This is a genomic window from Cryobacterium sp. M25 (assembly GCF_002929635.1).
In the GTDB taxonomy this organism is placed as follows: Bacteria; Actinomycetota; Actinomycetes; order Actinomycetales; family Microbacteriaceae; genus Cryobacterium; species Cryobacterium sandaracinum.
Map to the genome: position 1 here is coordinate 33033 of NZ_PJJU01000046.1, position 17649 is coordinate 50681.

At 69.1% G+C, this 17649-nt stretch carries 16 protein-coding genes and 1 pseudogene; 3 read left to right on the forward strand and 14 right to left on the reverse strand.

The features are described from left to right. The first annotated feature begins 6 nt into the window (after window positions 1-6). Window positions 7-2316, forward strand: a complete 2310-nt coding sequence (purL, locus tag CXY81_RS06175) for a phosphoribosylformylglycinamidine synthase subunit PurL (protein ID WP_104169558.1) — start codon at window positions 7-9, stop codon at window positions 2314-2316. Between the two features lie 185 nt (window positions 2317-2501). After that, complete coding sequence (locus CXY81_RS06180; protein ID WP_104194326.1) at window positions 2502-3455, forward strand: hypothetical protein; 954 nt, start codon at window positions 2502-2504, stop codon at window positions 3453-3455. 115 nt (window positions 3456-3570) lie between these two features. Here CXY81_RS06180 and CXY81_RS06185 read toward each other — a convergent pair whose 3' ends face one another. From CXY81_RS06185 to CXY81_RS06250, 14 genes and pseudogenes are all read right to left on the reverse strand, one after another. Continuing rightward, the gene (locus CXY81_RS06185; RefSeq protein WP_104194327.1) at window positions 3571-4524 is read right to left on the reverse strand and encodes an SDR family NAD(P)-dependent oxidoreductase; all 954 of its coding nucleotides are present in this window, start codon (window positions 4522-4524) and stop codon (window positions 3571-3573) included. Window positions 4525-4625: 101 nt separating this feature from the next. Further along, window positions 4626-4952 (reverse strand): annotated as a pseudogene (locus CXY81_RS06190) (chorismate mutase); the annotation flags it as partial. 211 nt (window positions 4953-5163) lie between these two features. Then, the gene (locus CXY81_RS06195; protein WP_104194346.1) at window positions 5164-6156 is read right to left on the reverse strand and encodes a DMT family transporter; all 993 of its coding nucleotides are present in this window, start codon (window positions 6154-6156) and stop codon (window positions 5164-5166) included. Window positions 6157-6355: 199 nt separating this feature from the next. Then, entirely contained in the window at window positions 6356-7015 is a 660-nt protein-coding gene (locus tag CXY81_RS06200; RefSeq protein WP_233194019.1) for a GNAT family N-acetyltransferase, read from the reverse strand. A 241-nt stretch (window positions 7016-7256) separates the two neighbouring features. Further along, the gene (locus CXY81_RS06205) at window positions 7257-8543 is read right to left on the reverse strand and encodes an adenylosuccinate synthase (RefSeq protein WP_104194329.1); all 1287 of its coding nucleotides are present in this window, start codon (window positions 8541-8543) and stop codon (window positions 7257-7259) included. Continuing rightward, entirely contained in the window at window positions 8544-9038 is a 495-nt protein-coding gene (locus tag CXY81_RS16900) for a DUF3151 domain-containing protein (RefSeq protein ID WP_369828345.1), read from the reverse strand. It lies immediately after the preceding gene. A gap of 8 nt (window positions 9039-9046) precedes the next feature. Then, a complete protein-coding gene (locus CXY81_RS06215) occupies window positions 9047-9640 on the reverse strand; it encodes a TetR/AcrR family transcriptional regulator (protein WP_104099429.1) in 594 nt (197 codons plus the stop codon). Between the two features lie 61 nt (window positions 9641-9701). Next, entirely contained in the window at window positions 9702-11792 is a 2091-nt protein-coding gene (locus tag CXY81_RS06220; protein ID WP_104194331.1) for a YhgE/Pip family protein, read from the reverse strand. Further along, window positions 11793-12503, reverse strand: coding sequence for an ATP-binding cassette domain-containing protein (locus CXY81_RS06225; protein ID WP_134542656.1), 711 nt, complete (start codon window positions 12501-12503; stop codon window positions 11793-11795). A 142-nt stretch (window positions 12504-12645) separates the two neighbouring features. Then, on the reverse strand, window positions 12646-13881 hold the full coding sequence (locus tag CXY81_RS06230) for a hypothetical protein (RefSeq protein ID WP_104169550.1): 1236 nt from the start codon (window positions 13879-13881) through the stop codon (window positions 12646-12648). A gap of 110 nt (window positions 13882-13991) precedes the next feature. After that, window positions 13992-14360 carry a DUF4440 domain-containing protein gene (locus tag CXY81_RS06235; protein ID WP_104099425.1) on the reverse strand — a complete coding sequence of 123 codons (369 nt, stop codon included), beginning with the start codon at window positions 14358-14360 and terminating at the stop codon, window positions 13992-13994. Between the two features lie 84 nt (window positions 14361-14444). Continuing rightward, the gene (locus CXY81_RS17215; RefSeq protein ID WP_104194334.1) at window positions 14445-14993 is read right to left on the reverse strand and encodes an HNH endonuclease signature motif containing protein; all 549 of its coding nucleotides are present in this window, start codon (window positions 14991-14993) and stop codon (window positions 14445-14447) included. Then, entirely contained in the window at window positions 14990-15748 is a 759-nt protein-coding gene (locus CXY81_RS17220; protein ID WP_158252016.1) for a DUF222 domain-containing protein, read from the reverse strand. Before CXY81_RS17220 ends, CXY81_RS17215 begins: the two co-directional genes overlap by 4 nt. Before the next feature lie 120 nt (window positions 15749-15868). Next, a complete protein-coding gene (locus tag CXY81_RS06250) occupies window positions 15869-16498 on the reverse strand; it encodes an RNA methyltransferase (RefSeq protein WP_104100100.1) in 630 nt (209 codons plus the stop codon). 115 nt (window positions 16499-16613) lie between these two features. Here CXY81_RS06250 and CXY81_RS06255 point away from each other — a divergent pair, with 115 nt between their 5' ends. Next, window positions 16614-17306, forward strand: a complete 693-nt coding sequence (locus tag CXY81_RS06255) for a DedA family protein (RefSeq protein WP_104170659.1) — start codon at window positions 16614-16616, stop codon at window positions 17304-17306. The last annotated feature ends 343 nt before the right edge of the window (window positions 17307-17649 follow it).

Sequence of the window (17649 nt, forward strand, 5' to 3'; positions counted from 1 at the left end):
CCACTCGTGACCGCTGTTACCACCACACCCTCCCGCGGCATTGCCGACACCGTTGCAAACGCGATTGCGACGCCCGAGAAAGAGCAGCCGTTCGACGCGCTGGGGCTGACCCCGGGCGAGTACGCCGAGATCCGACAGATCCTCGGCCGCCGCCCCACGAGCGGCGAGCTCGCGATGTACTCGGTGATGTGGAGCGAGCACTGCTCCTACAAGAGTTCGAAGAAGTACCTGCGCTCGTTCGGCGAGAAGGTCTCCCCCGCCATGAAAAAGAACCTCATGGTCGGCATGGGCGAGAACGCCGGCGTGCTGGATGTCGGCGAGGGCTGGGCGGTCACGTTCAAAATCGAGTCGCACAACCACCCCTCCTACATCGAGCCGTTCCAGGGTGCCGCGACCGGCGTCGGCGGCATCGTGCGCGACATCATCTCGATGGGCGCCCGCCCCGTCGCCGTGATGGACGCCCTCCGGTTCGGACGTCTCGACGACCCCGACACCGCCCGCGTCGTGCACGGCGTCGTGTCCGGCATCTCCTTCTACGGCAACTGCCTCGGCCTGCCCAACATCGGCGGCGAGACCTGGTTCGACAAGGTCTACCAGGGCAACCCGCTCGTCAACGCGCTCTCCGTGGGCGTGCTGCGCCACGAGGATCTGCACCTCGCCAACGCCACCGGCACCGGCAACCAGGTGGTGCTCTTCGGAGCCCGCACCGGCGGCGACGGCATCGGCGGGGCATCCATTCTCGCCTCGGACACCTTCTCCGAAGGCGGCCCCACCAAACGCCCCGCCGTGCAGGTCGGCGACCCGTTCGCCGAGAAGGTGCTGATCGAGTGCTGCCTCGAGCTCTACCGCGAGAAGCTCGTCGAGGGCATCCAGGACCTGGGCGCCGCAGGCATCTCCTGCGCCACCAGCGAGCTTGCCTCCAACGGCGACGGCGGCATGTTCATCGAGCTCGACAAGGTGCTGCTGCGCGACCCCGCCCTGACGGCCGAAGAGATCCTGATGAGCGAGAGCCAGGAACGCATGATGGCCGTCGTCACCCCGGAGAAGCTCGCCGGTTTCCTCGCCGTCACCGCCAAATGGGATGTCGAGACCAGCGTGCTCGGCGAGGTCACCGACTCCGGCCGGCTCATCATCGACTGGCACGGCGAGGAGATCGTCAATGTGGACCCGCGCACCGTCGCGGTCGACGGGCCGGTCTACGACCGCCCGGTCGCCTACCCCACCTGGCTCGACGCGCTGCAGGCCGACAGCGCCTCCGCGCTGCCCCGCCCGACCTCACCCGAGGTGCTGCGCGAGCAGTTCCTGGCCTTGCTCGGCTCGCCGAACCTGGCCGACCCGAGCTGGATCACCGACCAGTACGACCGCTACGTGATGGGCAACACGGCCCTCTCGTTCCCCGACGACGCGGGCATGATCCGGATCGACGAGGAGTCGGGCCTCGGCTTCGTCATCGCCACCGATGCGAACGGCCGTTATTGCCAGCTCGACCCGTACCGCGGCGCGCAGCTCGCTCTTGCCGAGGCCTACCGCAACGTGGCCGTGACCGGCGCGGTGCCGGTCGGCATCAGCGACTGCCTCAACTTCGGTTCGCCGGAGAACCCCGAGGTGATGTGGCAGTTCGCCCGGACCGTCGACGGTCTGGCCGACGGATGCCTGGCGCTCGAGATCCCGGTCACCGGCGGTAACGTGTCGTTCTACAACCAGACCGGCGACCAGCCGATCCACCCGACCCCTGTGGTCGCCGTGCTCGGCGTGATCGACGACGTCGCCCGCCGCGTGCCCAGCGGCTGGCAGGACGACGGCCACAACATCTACCTGCTCGGCGTGACCCGCGAGGAACTGGACGGCTCGGCCTGGGCCGAAGTCATCCACGACCACCTGGGCGGGCTGCCGCCCGTCGTCGACCTGGCCGGCGAAGCCGCCCTGGCGGGGCTGCTGCACGCGGCGTCGATCGAGGCGCTCATCGACAGCGCCCACGACCTCAGCTCGGGCGGGCTGGCGCAGACGCTGGCCGAAGCGGTGCTTCGGTTCGGGGTCGGAGCCCGCGTGTGGCTCGGCGACATCTGCGAGCGCGACGGGATCGACGCATCCGTCGCCCTGTTCTCGGAGTCGGCCGGGCGCGTGATCGTATCGGTTCCTCGGGAAGACGACGTGAAGTTCCTCGGCCTCTGCGAAGGGCGGGGCTACCCGGTGCTGCGCATCGGCGTGACGGACTCGACCTCGGCGAGCCTGGAGATCCAGGACCACTTCACGGTGTCGCTCGCCGACTTGCAGACGCGTCACCGCAGCACCCTCCCCTCCCGTTTCGCGCAGTAGGGGTTCCTCCTCCGCCCGTTCTCCCGCTCCCCTCCGACCGACCGACCCCGTTTCGCCCCTGCGTGCGACCAATCGGCCGCCATCGCCGGGATCAAAGTGGCACTTTCCGCGCACGAACGAGCGCCTGCGGTCGGCGCCTGTGGATAGAGCACCGTGCGAATCGCAGCGGGTGGCATCATCGTGCGATGAGACCGCCTTCTGAGCTGCCGGCCGGGCTCGGCGATGGGCCGTTTTCCGTCGCCGACGCTCGACAGCGGGGAGTCAATTCCGGGCGACTGCGGCGCAGCGACCTCGCGCGGCCCTTCCACGGCGTGCGGGCGCCTGTGGGGCGCGGCCAGTCACCGGCCCCCATCAGCGACGCGGACAGGTGGGCCCGGATCCGTGCAGCAGCGCGCACCCGGGCCTATGACTACGCGGTGCGGATGCCGTCAGATCAGTTCTTCAGCCACGCGACGGCCGCGCTTCTCCACGGGCTGCCTCTCCCCGCGCGACTCCTTGAGCGGTCAATCGTGGATGTCGGCACAAGCATTCGGACCCGGCGCCGCCGGGGCAAGGGCGTGCGCGGACATCTGATTCCGCTGGACCGGGTGCGCGTCGTTTCGGTGGGACACCTCGCCGTCGCTTCAGCGGTCGACGCGTGGGTCCAGCTGTCGACGGTCCTCACCCTCGATGAGTTGATCATCATTGGCGACTCCCTCGTGCGCCGACAGCGGCCTCCGGCCACGATGGCGGAACTTCACGTGGCCGTTGCACGGCACGCGGGCTTGCCCGGTGCCTGTCGTCTCCGCGAGGCCCTCGCCCTGGTCCGTCCGCGCACCGATTCTGCAAAGGAAACAGTGCTGCGACTTCTCATCGTGCGGGCAGGCCTGCCGGAGCCGGAAGTGAACCTGACCCTCGTCAATCGATACGGCGCCTTCATGGCCTTGGGTGATCTCGCCTACCTGCGCTACAAGGTCCTGATCGAGTATGACGGCGGGCAGCACCGCGAAGACGAACGACAGTTTCACCGCGACATCGACCGGCTGGACGAGCCCATGGAAGAAGGGTGGCGGGTCATCCGTGTCAACAAATCCCACTCTCCCCGTGCGATCATCGCCCGAATTCGCACCGCCCTTCTCGATCGCGGTTGGATCCCCTAAATCCCACCTCCAGCCCCACACCCTCTCCAGGGGGGCGCGTGCGCTAGAAACGCCCCCATTCCCCATTGCATGGCGGCGTTTTGAGCGCACGCGGGGCCGTGCAGCGGGGCGCCCGCTAGATCGAGAAGGGGGCGCCGAGGTGGAGCTCCGAGCGTGACCAGAGCGACTCTGCGACCGCGGGGTCGAGCGAGGTGCGCGTGGGCTCCTGCAGCGTCGGCAGGCCGCGCGTGAGGTAGCGAGGGCCGTAGTAGTCGCCGCCACGGGCATCCGGGTCGACGGCCGCACTCACCGTGGGCCAGGCCCCGGCGTCCTTGCCCTGAGCACCGAAGGACTGCAGGGTGTCGGCGAACCGGCTCGCACGCGACGGCTGATTGACCCCGCGGATGCCCGGCGTCAGACCCGAAATCGAGTAACCGGGGTGTGCGACGAGGCTTTGCACCCCGTCAGTGCCGCCGGCTCCGGCCGCCCGCAGCCGTCGATCGAGCTCGAAGCCGAACACCTGCATGGCGATCTTCGACTGCGCGTAGGCCTTCCACCGGTTGTAGCCGGACTCCAACTGCAGGTCGAGCAGCGGCGAGTCCAGCAGCCGCGAAATCATCGAACCGAGCGCGACGACCCGGCTGCCGGGCGTGCGCCGCAGAGCCGGCAGCACCCGCGCGGTGAGCGCGAAATGGCCGAGGTAGTTGGTCGCGAAGACGAGTTCGTGCCCGTCGGGGCTCAGCTCCCGCGTGCGCGGCGGGTGCACGATGCCCGCGTTCAGGATCAGCCCATCGATCCGCGGCAACTCCAGCAGCGCGTCCGCGGCACGGTGCACCTGGGTGAGGTCGCTCAGGTCCAGCGGTATCGCCGACACGGATGCCCCGGGCACCCGGGCGTGGATGGCCGCGACCGCGGCTTCCGTCTTCGCGAGATTGCGGCAGGCCAGCACGACGTGGGCGCCCGCGGCGGCGAGTTGCTCGGTGGTGAAGTAGCCGAGGCCGGCGTTGGCGCCGGTGACGACGAAGGTCTTCCCGAACTGGGCCGGAAGGGCGCGCGCCGCCCCGGGGAGCGCGGAGGTCTGAGAAGTCATGAGGTGGCCGGCGACGTGGTGGCGGAAGAATCAGGGCTGGTGCCCACGACCGGCCGTGCGACATCCGTTCGTGCCCCCGCAGCTCGCGGCGCGGACCCGTTCGCCGACTCGGTGCCGGCGATCTTCTCGTGGTGGTGGATGACCTCGGCGATGATGAAGTTCAGGAACTTCTCGGCGAAGGCCGGGTCGAGCCGAGCCTCCTCGGCCAGTCCGCGCAGTCGCTGGATCTGCAGCAGCTCCCGCTCGGGGTCGGCGGGGGGCAGGCCGTGCGTGGCCTTGAGCCGTCCGACCTGCTGGGTGAACTTGAACCTTTCCGCCAGCAAGTGGATCAGCGCGGCGTCGATGTTGTCGATACTCTGACGGATGCTGCCCAGTTCGTCGATCGCTTCCTGCCCCGCGCCGGCGGGCAATTCCTCGTGTGCAGCCATGGTTCGACGATACCGTTTCGCGCGCGGTGACCGCACGACCGGCACTGCCCGCCGTCTTCGATGGAGGCCGCGGGCTACCACCCGGAAGCGGCCACCCGCTCCAACGCATTCCACGCCCGCTCCGCCGAGGTCGACAGTTCCGGTCGACTTCGCCCGGCGCGCGAGTCGATCTCGACCGGAAGTGTCGATTCCGGCGCCATACCGGTCGCCATTAACTCCGTGACCGCTGCAGCGGCGCGGGCGACTCCGCCGACCCGGACGACCCGGACGACCCAGACGACTCCGCCGGCCGGGCCGCCCTCACCGGCCGCGCCGACCGCCGCGCCGACCCCGCCCGCCCAGGCAAGCGCAGCCGCCGCTGGGTCAGCAGGATGCCGAGCAGCACCAGCGCCGCCCCGGCCGGCTCGTGCCACGAGAAGGTCTCCGAGAGCACGAGCACCCCCAGCAGCACCCCGACGACGGGTGTGACATACGTCACCGTCGACGCGTTCGTCGGTCCCCAGGCGCGCAGCACGTTGATGTGCCAGATGTAGGCCACGCCAGTGCCGAGCGCGCCGAGAGTGAGCAGTCCGGCCACGATCGGCACGGTCAGTGCCACCGGATGCGCCGCCACCACCGGGGTGGCCACAAGCATGATCGCCCCGGCGATGCCGATGTTCAAGAACGCGAAAGTCGCGGGGGCGATCGGCCGGCCGCTCAGGAACCGGCGGGTGTAGCCGAACGTGAAGCCGTAGCAGACCGCCGCGCCCAGGCAGGCCAGCTGGCCCCAGAGGTCGCCGGTCAGGGCCGCGTAGCGCCACGGCGCGATGATCACGACCACGCCGGCGATGCCCACGAGGATGCCTGCCACCTGCCCGCGCGCGAGCCGCTCCACCCGGAACGCGAGCGTCGCCATCACCGCGGTCATGATCGGCGTCACGGCGTTGTAGATGCTGGCCAGACTCGACGACACGTACTGCTCCGCCCACGCGAACAGAAGGTGCGGCACGACGCATCCGGTGATCGCGATCACCAGGAAATGCAGCCAGACCACCTTCTCGCGCGGCAGCACCGGCCCATTGGCCACACGCGGACGGCTGACCAGCACGATCAGGCCGAGCGTGAAACCGCCGAGCACCAGCCGCGACCACGCCACCTGGCCGAACGTGACCCCCTCGAGGGCCACTTTCATGAACAGGAAACTGGACCCCCAGACCACACCCATGCCCAGGAACTGCAGGGTGACCCGGATTCGTCCGGCGGCGGGAACGTCTCTCACCTGCCGACTGTACCGCGCCCCGCCGACACTCCGCACGGACGCGCTCGACCGCGGCCCGCAGCACGCGCCGGAGCACGCCGGAACGCGCCGGCCGACGCGCCGGAGCGCGCCGGAGCACGCAAACGGGCATCCGGCGGTGCCGCCGTCAGGCCACGTCTCTCGTCTCGAGCGGCCGCACCCGGTACTGAACCGAACGCGCGCCGTACCCGTCGAGCCGCGCCCGCAGCCCGGCCCGCACCCGAGGCCACTCGCTGTCGAGGATCGAGTAGATCACGGTGTCCCGCCAGCTGCCGTCGGCCCGGCGCCGCTCCCGGCGGATAATCCCCTCATACGTGGCCCCGATGCCCGCGATGGCCGCGCAGGACCGCACGTTCATCACATCCGCCTGGATCTTCACCCGCCCGAACCCGTGGTCGAAGGCCAGCCCGAGCAGTAGCAGCTTCGTCTCCGCGTTGACGGCGGTGCCCCAGACCCGCGGATCGTAAGCGGTCCAGCCTACGTGGGCCGACTCGTGTTGCAGGTGCAGGTCGCCGAGCGTGGACATGCCCACGAGGTCACCGGCGTGCGGGCCGCCGGCCAAGCGCACCGCGTAGGGCAGTCCCGCCCAGTGAACGTAGGCATCCGCCCAGTCGGTGAACTCGGCCGGGTCCGTGCGGAGCCCGCCCGGGCCGCCGCCAAAACCGCCGTCGAAAACCATTGGATGCGCGATCGCGCCGTGCAGCTCGGACAGCAGCGCACGGGTGAGAGGTTCGAGCCGCACATAGTGGCCCACGATGGCGATGCTCTGAGGTCGTTCGGCAGTCATGCCGACACTGTGGCAGCGCCAGGTTGCCACCGAATGAACGGCAGCGGTCAGGTCGGCGCGAACGAATTCGACGGAGATTTTGGCGAAACCGGATGCCGCGGACCGGTTTCCGTCCTCCAGCAGCAAAATCTCCGTCGGATTCGTCAGGGCACCGGGCGGAGGCCTTCAGCACCGCCCGCAGCCCGCCGTTCACAGCCCGTGGCCCACAGCCCGCAGACCGCCGCCCACAGCCGCGCTTGCCTCAGTCGACGAGATCGTGGCGCGAGATGATCTCCTCACGGCCGGGACCGACGCCGATCGCCGAGATGCGGGCGCCGCTCATCTTCTCGATCGCGAGCACGTAGGCCTGCGCGTTCCGCGGCAAGTCCTCGAAGGTGCGGGCGCCGGTGATGTCATCGGTCCAGCCGGGGAAGTCCTCGAAGATGGGCTTCGCGTGATGGAAGTCGGACTGCGACACGGGCACCTCGTCGAAGCGCACGCCGTCGACGCTGTACGCGACGCAGACGGGAATCGTGTCCAGGCCGGTCAGCACGTCGAGCTTGGTCAGCACGAAGTCGGTCACCCCGTTGATGCGGGCCGTGTAGCGGGCGACGGGCGCGTCGTACCAGCCGCAGCGGCGCGGGCGCCCCGTGGTGGTGCCGAACTCGAAACCGTTGGCGCGCAGGAACTCGCCCGACTCGTCTAACAGTTCGGTCGGGAACGGGCCGGCGCCGACGCGGGTCGTGTACGCCTTGACGACGGCGATGATCCGGTCGATCCGGTTCGGGCCGATGCCCGAGCCGGTCACGGCGCCGCCGGAGGTCGCGTTCGAGGAGGTGACGAACGGGTAGGTGCCGTGGTCGACATCCAGCATCGTGGCCTGGCCGCCCTCGAAGAGCACGGTCTTTCCGGCGGTGAGGGCCTCGTGCAGCAGCAGGGCGGTGTCGGCGACCATCGGGCGCAGACGCTCGGCGTAGCTGAGCAGGTCCCGGACAATTTCGTCGACCGTGATCGCGCGACGGTTGTAGACCTTGACCAGCAGGTGGTTCTTCTGGGCCAGGGCACCCTCGACCTTCTGGCGCAGGATGTTCTCGTCGAACAGGTCCTGCACGCGGATGCCGACGCGGTTGATCTTGTCGGCGTAGGTCGGGCCGATGCCACGGCCGGTGGTACCGATCTGGCGCTTGCCGAGGAAACGCTCGGTGACCTTGTCGACCGTGCGGTGGTACTGGGTGATGATGTGAGCGTTGGCGCTCACCTTGAGTCCGGACACGTCCACGCCGCGGGAGATCAGCGCGTCAAGTTCTTCGAAGAGCACCTCAATGTCGACGACCACGCCGTTGGCGATGATCGGCGTGACACCGGCGGTGAGGATGCCCGACGGCAGCAGGTGCAGCGCGTACTTCTCGGTGCCGATGACCACGGTGTGGCCGGCGTTGTTTCCGCCGTTGAATTTGACCACGTAGTCAACCCGGCTGCCGAGGAGGTCGGTGGCCTTGCCCTTGCCCTCGTCGCCCCACTGGGCTCCGATCAGAACGATCGCTGGCATTTAGTTTTCTCCTCGGATAAAGAACGCCTCGGTGGGCGGGGCCGGGTCGGTGGCCCGGTAGCCGTCCGGTGTGATGGTCTCCTGATCAAGGCGGCTGATCACCGTGGGATCGGCGCCGTTCAGGAAGGTGGTGAGACGGTCGAACTCGTTCTGTTCATTGATCTCGCCCGCGGCCCGGCGCAGCGCATAGAGCGCCCGCAGGACTCCGCGGTTGGGTTCGTGGGTCCAGCGCACCGGACCCTGGCCGTGCCAGCCTGCCTTGCGGAGCGCGTCGAGGCCGCGGTGGTAGCCCACGCGCGCATAGGCATAGGACTCCAGGGTTCGACCCTCGAGGTGCGTGGCGTCGGCCAGCACGGCCCACGCCAGGGAGGACGTCGGATGGGCCTCCGCCACGCCGGAAATGCTGCCGCTATCGGCTCGGCGGAGCGCCTCGATCACCTCCGGTTCCGCGGGAAGAAGGGTCTCGGGCTGCTTAATCAAATTGTCGCCGGTCACACTCGATCCTAACAAGGCCCGGACCGCTCCTCGCCGAACAGGCCGCCGGAGAGGGAACCGAGGATGGCCGCGGCGACCTCGTCCCGCGGCCGGTCCGGTTCGAAAACGAGCCATTCCAGGCCCGCCATCAGCACGGCGCCGAACACGCTCGACGCCATCAGACCGCAGGTCGCGTCGGCACGGCTGCCCGGCTTCGCCTCCGCGATCGCGTCGGCGAACACGGCGAGGGCCTCGTGCCGCAGCGCAAAGAGCGTCTTCTGCCAGGTGCGGTCGGTGCGGAAGATCTCCGCCGCCATCAGCTTGGACAGTGCTGTGTTCGCCGCGATCCGGTCGAGAAGCGCGCGCACCAGCGCCTCGAGGGCCGCGCTGCCGTGCAGGCCGGCCGACGCGGCGCGGAGGGTCTCGGCGAGCGCGCCGACCCCCTCCTGCAGCAGTTTCTCGAACAGTTTGTCTTTGGAGCTGAAGTTGTAATACAGGCTGCCCTTGGCCACCCCGGCCCGCTCGGCGACCTCATCCATCGTGGTGCCGCTGATGCCCCTGGTCGCGGCCAGCTCCAGCGTGGCGTCGAGGATGGCGCGTTTCGTTCCGGTGGCGCGTGCCATTGGAGTTCCTTTCCACGGGCAGGTTCGGTGCCGGCAGGTTCGGTTCGGTGCCGGGGCCGCGCTAGATGGTCAGTTCGGGGTGCAGCCGGCCCACGGTCCAGATCCGCTGGCGGCCGGCGCTCCAGGCGCTGATCGCGATCGAGCCGACCAGCATCACGGCGAGAACGGCAACCGAAACCCACAGTCTAGAGTCGATGCCTCCGGTGATCAGTTCGCGCAGCCCGGTCACGACGTACGACGCCGGCATGAACGGATGCAGCACCTGGAAGAACACGGGCGTGGTCTCCACCGGATAGGTGCCGCCCGACGAACTCAGCTGCAGCATGAGCAGCACGAGGCTGACCACGCGGCCGGCCGCGGTGCCGAGCAGGATGATGAACATCTGCTGCAGAGCCAGGAAGGCGAGCGTCGTCAGGTAGAGGAACGCGCTCATCCCGAACCAGTGTTCGGGCTGCAGACCGATGCCGTAGACCAGCACGAGCACCATGATCACGACCTGGGCGAGCCCGATGGCCATCGCCGGCAGGAAGCCGGTCATGGTCGAGCGCAGCCCGGAGGCGGCGCTGGCGAGGGCCCGGGTAGGCAGAGCCCGCAGGATCAGCCAGGTGATCAGCCCGCCGACGAAGGTGGCCAGGGCCAGGAAGAAGGGTGCGAACCCCTCGCCGAAACTGTCGGAGGCGTTCTCCCACTTCTGCACGAGCGTGACCGGGCTGGCGATTACGGCCGTCTTCTCTGCAATCTGGTCCGCGGTGAGGTCGGGGGCACTTTGCCCGCCCGTGGTGAGGGAGTCGGCGAGGGTGCCGCTGCCGGCGGCGAGTTCGGCGGCGCCGGTGTTCAGGCTCGCGCCTCCGTCGACGAGCTGCCGGGTGCCGTCGGACAGTGACCCCGTGCCCTCGCTCAGCAGCTCGCTGCCGGCGAGTACGGAGTCTGCCCCGGAGGCCGCGGTGGCGGCCCCCTCGGCCAGGGAGGACGCGCCGGCCGAGAGTTGCCCGGCACCGGTGGCCACCTGGGCGGCGCCGGAAGCCCCGGCGATCAGCTTGCCGGAGAGTTCCCCGGCTCCGGTGGAGAACTGGTCGCTGAGCCCGGCATAGGTCTGGGTCTGGGTGAGCGCGCCTTGGGCACCCGCGTTCACGACGCCGGCGCCGGCGCCGAGGTGCTCCACGGCCGGCAGGAACGCCGACGCGGGGGTGCCTTCCGGTGCCGCCTGCATCTGCAGGAGCAGGTCGTGCAGTCCGGTCGACACCGAGGCGGTACCGCCGGCGAGCGTGCCGGTTCCCGCGGCGATCTGGTCGGCGCCGTCGGCGAGCTGCACCGATTTCTCGGAGAGGGTCGCGGCACCCGTGGCGGCGGCCTGCATCCCTTCGGACACCTGCACGGTGCCGTTGGAGAGGGTCACCGAGGAGCCGGCGAGCGCCCGGGCGCCGTCGGACAGCGTGTCCAGTCCGGTCGCCAGGGTGCCGGCGCCGTCGGTGAGGCGCGCAACGCCGTCGTCGAGGGTGAGCGCTCCCTCGGCAAGGGCATCGAGGCCGACCAGGAGGGAGTCGGTCCCGGCCGACACTGTGGTGAGCCCGTCGAACAGCCGGCCGGCGCCACCCGCTGCCGAACGGATGCCGTCACCGGCCTCATTCACCCCCACCAGGAGCGCATTGACGGTCTGGTCGCCGATCTCGGTGGCGACCGCGTCCCGCAGTTGAACCATGGCCTGCTTGCCCATGGTGGTGGCAAGAAAACTGTTGCTGTCGTTGTAGTCGACCTGCACGGTGGCCGAAAGCGGGGTGTCGGTGCCGGCGGAGACGGCGCTGGCCGAGAAGTCGCTCGGGATGGTGACCGAGAAGTAGTAGTCGCCGTCCCTGACGCCCGCGGCGGCATCCGCCCCGTTCGTCACGGTCCAGCCGAGCTCGTGGCCGTCGACCAGCTCGTCAACCAGATCCTGGCCGGCGGTGACCGGGTCGCCGTCCCGGCTGGCGCCGGCGTCTCCGTTGACGAGCGCCACGGGGAGGTGGTCGAGTTCGTGGTCGGGCGCCCAGAAGGCCCAGAGGTAGAGCGCCCCGTAGATGAGCGGGATGAACATGAGCACGACGAGGGCGATCTTGGGCATCTTGCCCTTGCCGAAGCGGTGCAGCTCGGTGCCGGAGGAGAGGAAGGCGAACATTCAGCGGGTCTCCTGATTCAATGGGACGGCCGGGGTCATCCCGGCCTTGGTCATCACGACAACGGCCGGGTCGATGCCGAGCTCGGCCCACATCTCGGTTTCGGGCGCGGTCGCGGACGCGATCACGCTGGTTCCGGCGGCGGCGACACAGGCGAGGCGCTGCCAGAGGATGCGCCGGGACTCCGGTGCGTGCACCTGCTCGACCTGGTCGAAGAAGAGGATGCTCGGCTCGTTCATGACCGCGAGCGCGGCCCGCAGCAGCACGGTCTGCACCTCATTGAGGTCCCAGATCACGGTGTCAGCAGCCGGAATCGGCACGGCGCCGAACACGGGGGCGCAGACGCGGCGCACCTCGGTGTCGTCGACCGAGCGGATGAACGCCCACCAGGGGGAGATCCAGGCCGTGCGCTCACGGATTGCGGCGCCGACGGTGACCGATTCCTCGAGGGTGTCGATGTCGTGGAAGCCGGAGATGCCGGTGCGCTTCTGCACCCGGCGGGCCCGGCGGGGCAGCTCGTGGCCAAGCACCTCGAGGGTTCCCTCGCTCGGCTTCATGCGACCGGCCAGGGTCAGCATCAGGCTGGTGCGGCCGCTGCCGGTGGGGCCGCAGAGCACGGTGAGGCCGGTGCCGGCCTCAAAGCTCAGGGGCCCGTAAACCGAGCCCCGCTTGAATCGCAGGGCCAGGTCGTGCGCCCTCACTGTCGACTGCACGTCGATCCTCTCGTTTGTACTGACTAGTCAGTATAGAACAAGAGATCGACGTGCCGTGTGCCAAGGCTCAGGCCGGCGCGCCCCGGGTGCCGCCCGGACGGTGACGTGGCCTTCGCCACGTTGAACGCCGTTCTGGCCGCGGCTAAGACTCCGGAGTACCGGATGCTGCGCGACGACGCGGGAATGTCACCGCATCGCCGCGGCTGGGAAGCTTCGCGAGCTCGGCCTCCGCGGGGGTGGGAGCTTCGGCCGGAGCCGGGAGGGTCGACCAGCGCAGCAGAGCGGCGGCGCTCGTCTCCGCCGGAAGCTCCCCGGGAGACACCACCATCACCCGTGCATCCGTCAGCATCGCCGCACGGATCAGCGCGTCGGCGGCCGGCACCGAGCCGAGCTCACTTGCGCCGAGGGCATCGGCCGAGGTGGCTGCCAGCCACGGCTCGCGGTCGAGGGCGATCAGAGTCGTCCCCGCCATCCGGTCCGGGGCCAGCATCAGCACATCGACCTGGCCCTGCTGCAGGGCCCGCACCACGGCCGCGAAGTCGAGCTCGCAGAGGCCGCTGCCCTGTCCCGTCCCCAGCCGCTCGAGGGCGTCGTGCTCCTCCTGCGCGAGAATCGCCGCGAGGTGGCGATTGAGGTCACCTTCGAGTTCCTCCTGGGTGGCACCACCCGGGCGGGTGTTCGTGGGAACGACGTGCAGCACCTCGCGGCTGGCGGGAGAGAGCTGGTCGACGAGCAACTGGCGGGCACGCACGTCGCCGGTGAGCACGAGCAGCTCAGCCTTACTGTCCCGCACGACCTCGTCGATCGCGGCGGCGATCTGGCCCTCGTTGCGCTTCCACACCTCCTCGGTGCGGTGCTGATAGCGCCCGTTCGCGAGGAAGTCGTCTTCGGAACCCACCTTCGTGAGAAACTCCGTGTCGCCCTCCACCTTCACCTTGGAGACCGGGTGCGAGCGGCTGAGCCGGTAGAGGGTGACCTCGCCGCCGTCGCGCCCGGCCTCGGCCACCACGTACCTGAGGTCCCGTGGGCGGTGGATCAGCAGGGGGATCAGAGCGGGCACCGGCCCGTAGGAGACCAGCAACTCGCCGAGCGGCTCCCCCGACAGCACCTCGTTGAATTCGACCACGCCCTGCCGCACGAACATCAGCCTGCCTATCGGACCGCCCACGCCCGGCGGCTCCTCAATCAGCTCGATGATGGTGCTGATGTCGATCTCCGGGGCACCGGCATCGGTCAGCGCCTCCCGCAGTGTGCGCTGGCGCAGGGAGGAGGTGCGCCGGGGGTTCTGCGCATCCTGGGTCACGTCAACGTAGGCACTCGACACCGAACCGGATCGACGGTATAAGTCCGCGAGCCCCTCATTACCGAAATCAGCCATTGCGGAGTCCTTTCTGTGGCAGTTTGTCTACCACGGTATCCCCGGGTTCCGGCGTTCACAACCCTGCCGGGACGGTCCAGCGGAGCGGAAAAGCTGCCCTTCTCCGGTCGTTACAGGGCGGTCTGCTGGTGCGTCGCGACGCACCAGCCGCCGTCGGCGAATACGTAGGTCGTGGCCGCGTTCGCCTCGATCACCTCGTCGCCGCGGTGGGCCAGGAGCCGGTAGACGAGCACCCCGGCGTGTTCGTTCTGGCGCACCACGGCCGGCTCGCGGAGCTGGTAGCTCGTGATGGCGGGCATCTCCTTGAAGAAGGCGATCGCTTCGTTGCGGGTGACGATCCTGCCCGGCAGGATCAGCAGTCCGTCCGCGGTCATCGTTCGCCGGTAATAGTCTCCGCCGCGGCCGGCGAGAATCGCCTGCCACCCTTCGTGCTCTTCGTGAAGGAGGCGGGCGGGCAGATCGTCAGTGATCGCAGTCATGACCCAACGCTAGCCCCTCAAAGCAGCGACTGAGCCGCTGGGGGTGGGACTGAGTTCTGGATCTGCAGCCGGGCGAGCCGCCCGTCAGTACGGCGCCGGGTCGAGCTCGGGATCGGGCTCGGACTCAGCCGCAGGGGTGCGCGGTTCCGGTGCGGGTCTCGGCACAGGCGACGCCGAGCGGATGACCGTGGCCGGCTCACTCACGAACGTGCGCCCGGTCGGCGACGTCCACTCAAGCGTGCCGTCACCGAGGTGCAACACCCGCCACCCGGTCTCGCTCTTCAACGCATGACACGCCGGACACAGATGCGCGAGGTTGTCGTGCGCGGTCAGGCCGTCGAACTGCCAATCCAGGGAATGGTCCAGGTCGCAATGCGCCGCCGACCGGTTGCAGCCCGGGAACCGGCAGGTTTTGTCTCGCACCCGGAGGAACCGTTTCAGGTCTTCCGGGACCGCGTACCGGTTCCGGCCTACCGACAGCACCGCCCCCGTCTCCGGGTGCACCAGGATCCGGGTGAAACTCGGCGCCCCGGCCGCGATCTGCCGGGCCGTGTCCGGGTCGATCGGACCATACCCCTCCAAGAACCCCGGCTCCTCACCGAGACCCATCAGGGTCAGCACCGGCACGGTCACGTTGACCGCACCCCGGATGCCCTTGCCGAGGCCGGACGGGGTGACCCATCGAGGATGATGTCGGCGAACACGTCCGCCTCGAGCTGCATCAGGGTGCGCTCCTCCTCCGGCCCCTGCAGGCTCAACGCTGCGAGCATCACCCGCTCGTAGGCACCGGCCACCTTCTCCGCACTGTCGTACAGGGTCAGCGACGCCATACCATCGGGCTCGGGCTCGAAGAACATGGCCCGGTCGCGCACGGACTTCTGGTGCCGGGCCCGGATCGTCTCCGGATGCAGGCGCTCCCGGAGCAGCCGGGCCCGGTACTTCAGCTTCGACGCCGTCACCGTGCCTGCCGACCGCAGAACCTCCGCCTCGAACGCCGCCTTGGCCTCGTCGGGAACCGACCAGGCCTGATTGATCACCACCTTCGCGTGCTGGTAACTGATCTCGCCGGCCTCGAGGGCGGCCCGGGTGGCCGGGAGCTCGCCGGCCAGGGCGCGGCTCTCCGCGATCAGGTTCTCGGCCGTGCGGCGCGGCACCCGGATCGTGCAGGCCAGTTCGCTGACGAACTCCCGCTCGGCGACCTCGGCCGCGTCCCACCGGGACCCCGGCAGCCGCGCCGCCGCGTTCGCCCGGGCCGGCCCGAAGCGGCGGCCCACCTCGACCAACTCCGCCCGCCGGGCGAACGCCACGGCGATGGCCAGTTCGGCCTCCGCGATCGCCTCGAAATGCTCCCCGAGAGCCTCTTGCTCTTCGATAAATGAGGGCTTCATGACACACACGCTACGGGCACCCACCGACATTGCCCGCGGCATCCGCCCACCTACACGCACCCTGTGGATAACCCGATCACACCCTGATTGTGGAGGGATCGGGGGTGGTGAAACGCCCGCTCAGAACCGGTGCTGCAACACCCAGTTGTGCATGGTGACAGCCGCGGCGGCCGACGCGTTGAGCGAGCGGGTGGAGCCGAACTGGCTGATCTCGACGACGGCATCCGCTGCCTCGATCGCTTCGGGAGAGAGGCCGGGACCCTCCTGCCCGAACAGGAGCACGCAGCGCTCGGGGAAGCGGAAGGTTTCGATGATCACGCTGCCGGGCACGTTGTCGATGGCGATGATCGGCAAGGTCTCGGCGGCAGCCCACTCGACGAAGGACGCGACATCCGGGTGGTGCAGCACGTGCTGGTACCGGTCGGTGACCATGGCCCCGCGCTTGTTCCACCGCTTGCGCCCGATGATGTGCACCGTGTCGGCGGCGAACGCGTTGGCGCTGCGCACGATCGAGCCGATGTTCATGTCGTGCTGCCAGTTCTCGATGGCGACATGAAACGGATGCCGCTTCTCGTCGAGGTCGGCGACGATCGCCGCCATACTCCAGTAGCGGTAGCGGTCGATCACGTTGCGCGTGTCGCCGCGCTCGAGCAGCTCGCGATCGTAGAACGACTCCTCGGGCCACTCTCCGGCCCAGGGTCCGACGCCGTGGGTGGACAGTTCGGGCGTGGGGTTCTGCGGTTCTTGCACCGATCCACCGTATCCCGCCGGGCACCGCCGGGCGTGCCGGGCATGCCGTCGGGTATTCTGGCGTGCAGGGTTCGCGTTTCGCCGGCTCGCACCCCGCCCGGAAGGAACCATCACCATGCATCCCACGCTCTTCGGTATCGACTTTCTCGACTCGGAGTGGCTGATCGGCTGGTTCGGTTCGTTCGTGCTCCTCGGCGTGGCCACCATCGTGTTCGTCGAGACGGCTTTCATCGTCTTGTCGTTCCTGCCCGGCGACTCGCTGCTCTTCACCGTGGGCCTGCTCACCGCCACCGGGGATGTGCCCTTCCCGATCTGGGTGACCTGCCTCGTCATCTTCATCGCCGCGTTCGCCGGTGACCAGGTCGCCTATTTAATCGGCCGCAAGTCCGGCCCCGCCGTCTTCACCCGCGAGCAAAACCGCCTGTTCAACCCGAAGAACGTGGAACGCACCAACGCGTTCTTCGCCAAGCACGGCGGCAAGGCCATCATCATCGCCCGCTTCCTGCCCGTGTTCCGCGCCTTCGTTCCTCTCGCCGCCGGTGTGGGACGGATGCACTACCGCACCTTCGTGTCCTTCAACCTGATCGGCGCCTTCGCCTGGGGTGTCGGAAGCACCCTGATGGGCTACCTGCTCGGCCAGATCGAGTTCGTGGCGACGTACTCCGAATTCTTCATCATCGGCATCGTGCTGCTCTCGGGCGTGCCGATCCTGTCCGAGCTCTACAAGGCCGGCCGCGAGAAGAAGCGCACCCGCGGCAAGGCCCCGGTCCCCGTCGCCACGATTCCCGAGGACCTGCGCGAGGAGTAACCGCCCGGTTCAGAGGCGGCCGCGTCTCGGCACAGGGTCAGCGCAGCGTCAGACCGGCCGGCGGGCCGGTGACCAGGCTGGCGCCGGCATCCGTGAACAGGTCGATCGCCGCCGAGATCTGGTACTCCCCCGGCGAGCGCTGCGGACAGCGCGGCCCGGTGGGCGATCCGGCTCCACAGGGGTGCGTTTCCGGCCCTCGTCGAGGTAGCCGCTGAAGATGGCCCGCCGCACGTAGGCCTCGGCCCCACCGACCGTGAACCCGTTTCCTCCCTCTGCTTAGCTACTAAAACGTACGACCGCGCCGAAACGTTGGTGTGCCGGGCCGCCCACACAGGCACTGATC

What these genes read in the sequence shown, in the direction of transcription:
- CXY81_RS06180 (WP_104194326.1), top strand. Translation starts at nt 2,502, where the DNA reads ATGAGACCGCCTTCTGAGCTGCCGGCCGGGCTCGGCGATGGGCCGTTT.
- CXY81_RS06185 (WP_104194327.1), bottom strand. Translation starts at nt 4,524, where the DNA reads ATGACTTCTCAGACCTCCGCGCTCCCCGGGGCGGCGCGCGCCCTTCCG.
- CXY81_RS06195 (WP_104194346.1), bottom strand. Translation starts at nt 6,156, where the DNA reads ATGGGTGTGGTCTGGGGGTCCAGTTTCCTGTTCATGAAAGTGGCCCTC.
- CXY81_RS06200 (WP_233194019.1), bottom strand. Translation starts at nt 7,015, where the DNA reads ATGACTGCCGAACGACCTCAGAGCATCGCCATCGTGGGCCACTATGTG.
- CXY81_RS06205 (WP_104194329.1), bottom strand. Translation starts at nt 8,543, where the DNA reads ATGCCAGCGATCGTTCTGATCGGAGCCCAGTGGGGCGACGAGGGCAAG.
- CXY81_RS06215 (WP_104099429.1), bottom strand. Translation starts at nt 9,640, where the DNA reads ATGGCACGCGCCACCGGAACGAAACGCGCCATCCTCGACGCCACGCTG.
- CXY81_RS06220 (WP_104194331.1), bottom strand. Translation starts at nt 11,792, where the DNA reads ATGTTCGCCTTCCTCTCCTCCGGCACCGAGCTGCACCGCTTCGGCAAG.
- CXY81_RS06230 (WP_104169550.1), bottom strand. Translation starts at nt 13,881, where the DNA reads ATGGCTGATTTCGGTAATGAGGGGCTCGCGGACTTATACCGTCGATCC.
- CXY81_RS06235 (WP_104099425.1), bottom strand. Translation starts at nt 14,360, where the DNA reads ATGACTGCGATCACTGACGATCTGCCCGCCCGCCTCCTTCACGAAGAG.
- CXY81_RS17220 (WP_158252016.1), bottom strand. Translation starts at nt 15,748, where the DNA reads ATGAAGCCCTCATTTATCGAAGAGCAAGAGGCTCTCGGGGAGCATTTC.
- CXY81_RS06255 (WP_104170659.1), top strand. Translation starts at nt 16,614, where the DNA reads ATGCATCCCACGCTCTTCGGTATCGACTTTCTCGACTCGGAGTGGCTG.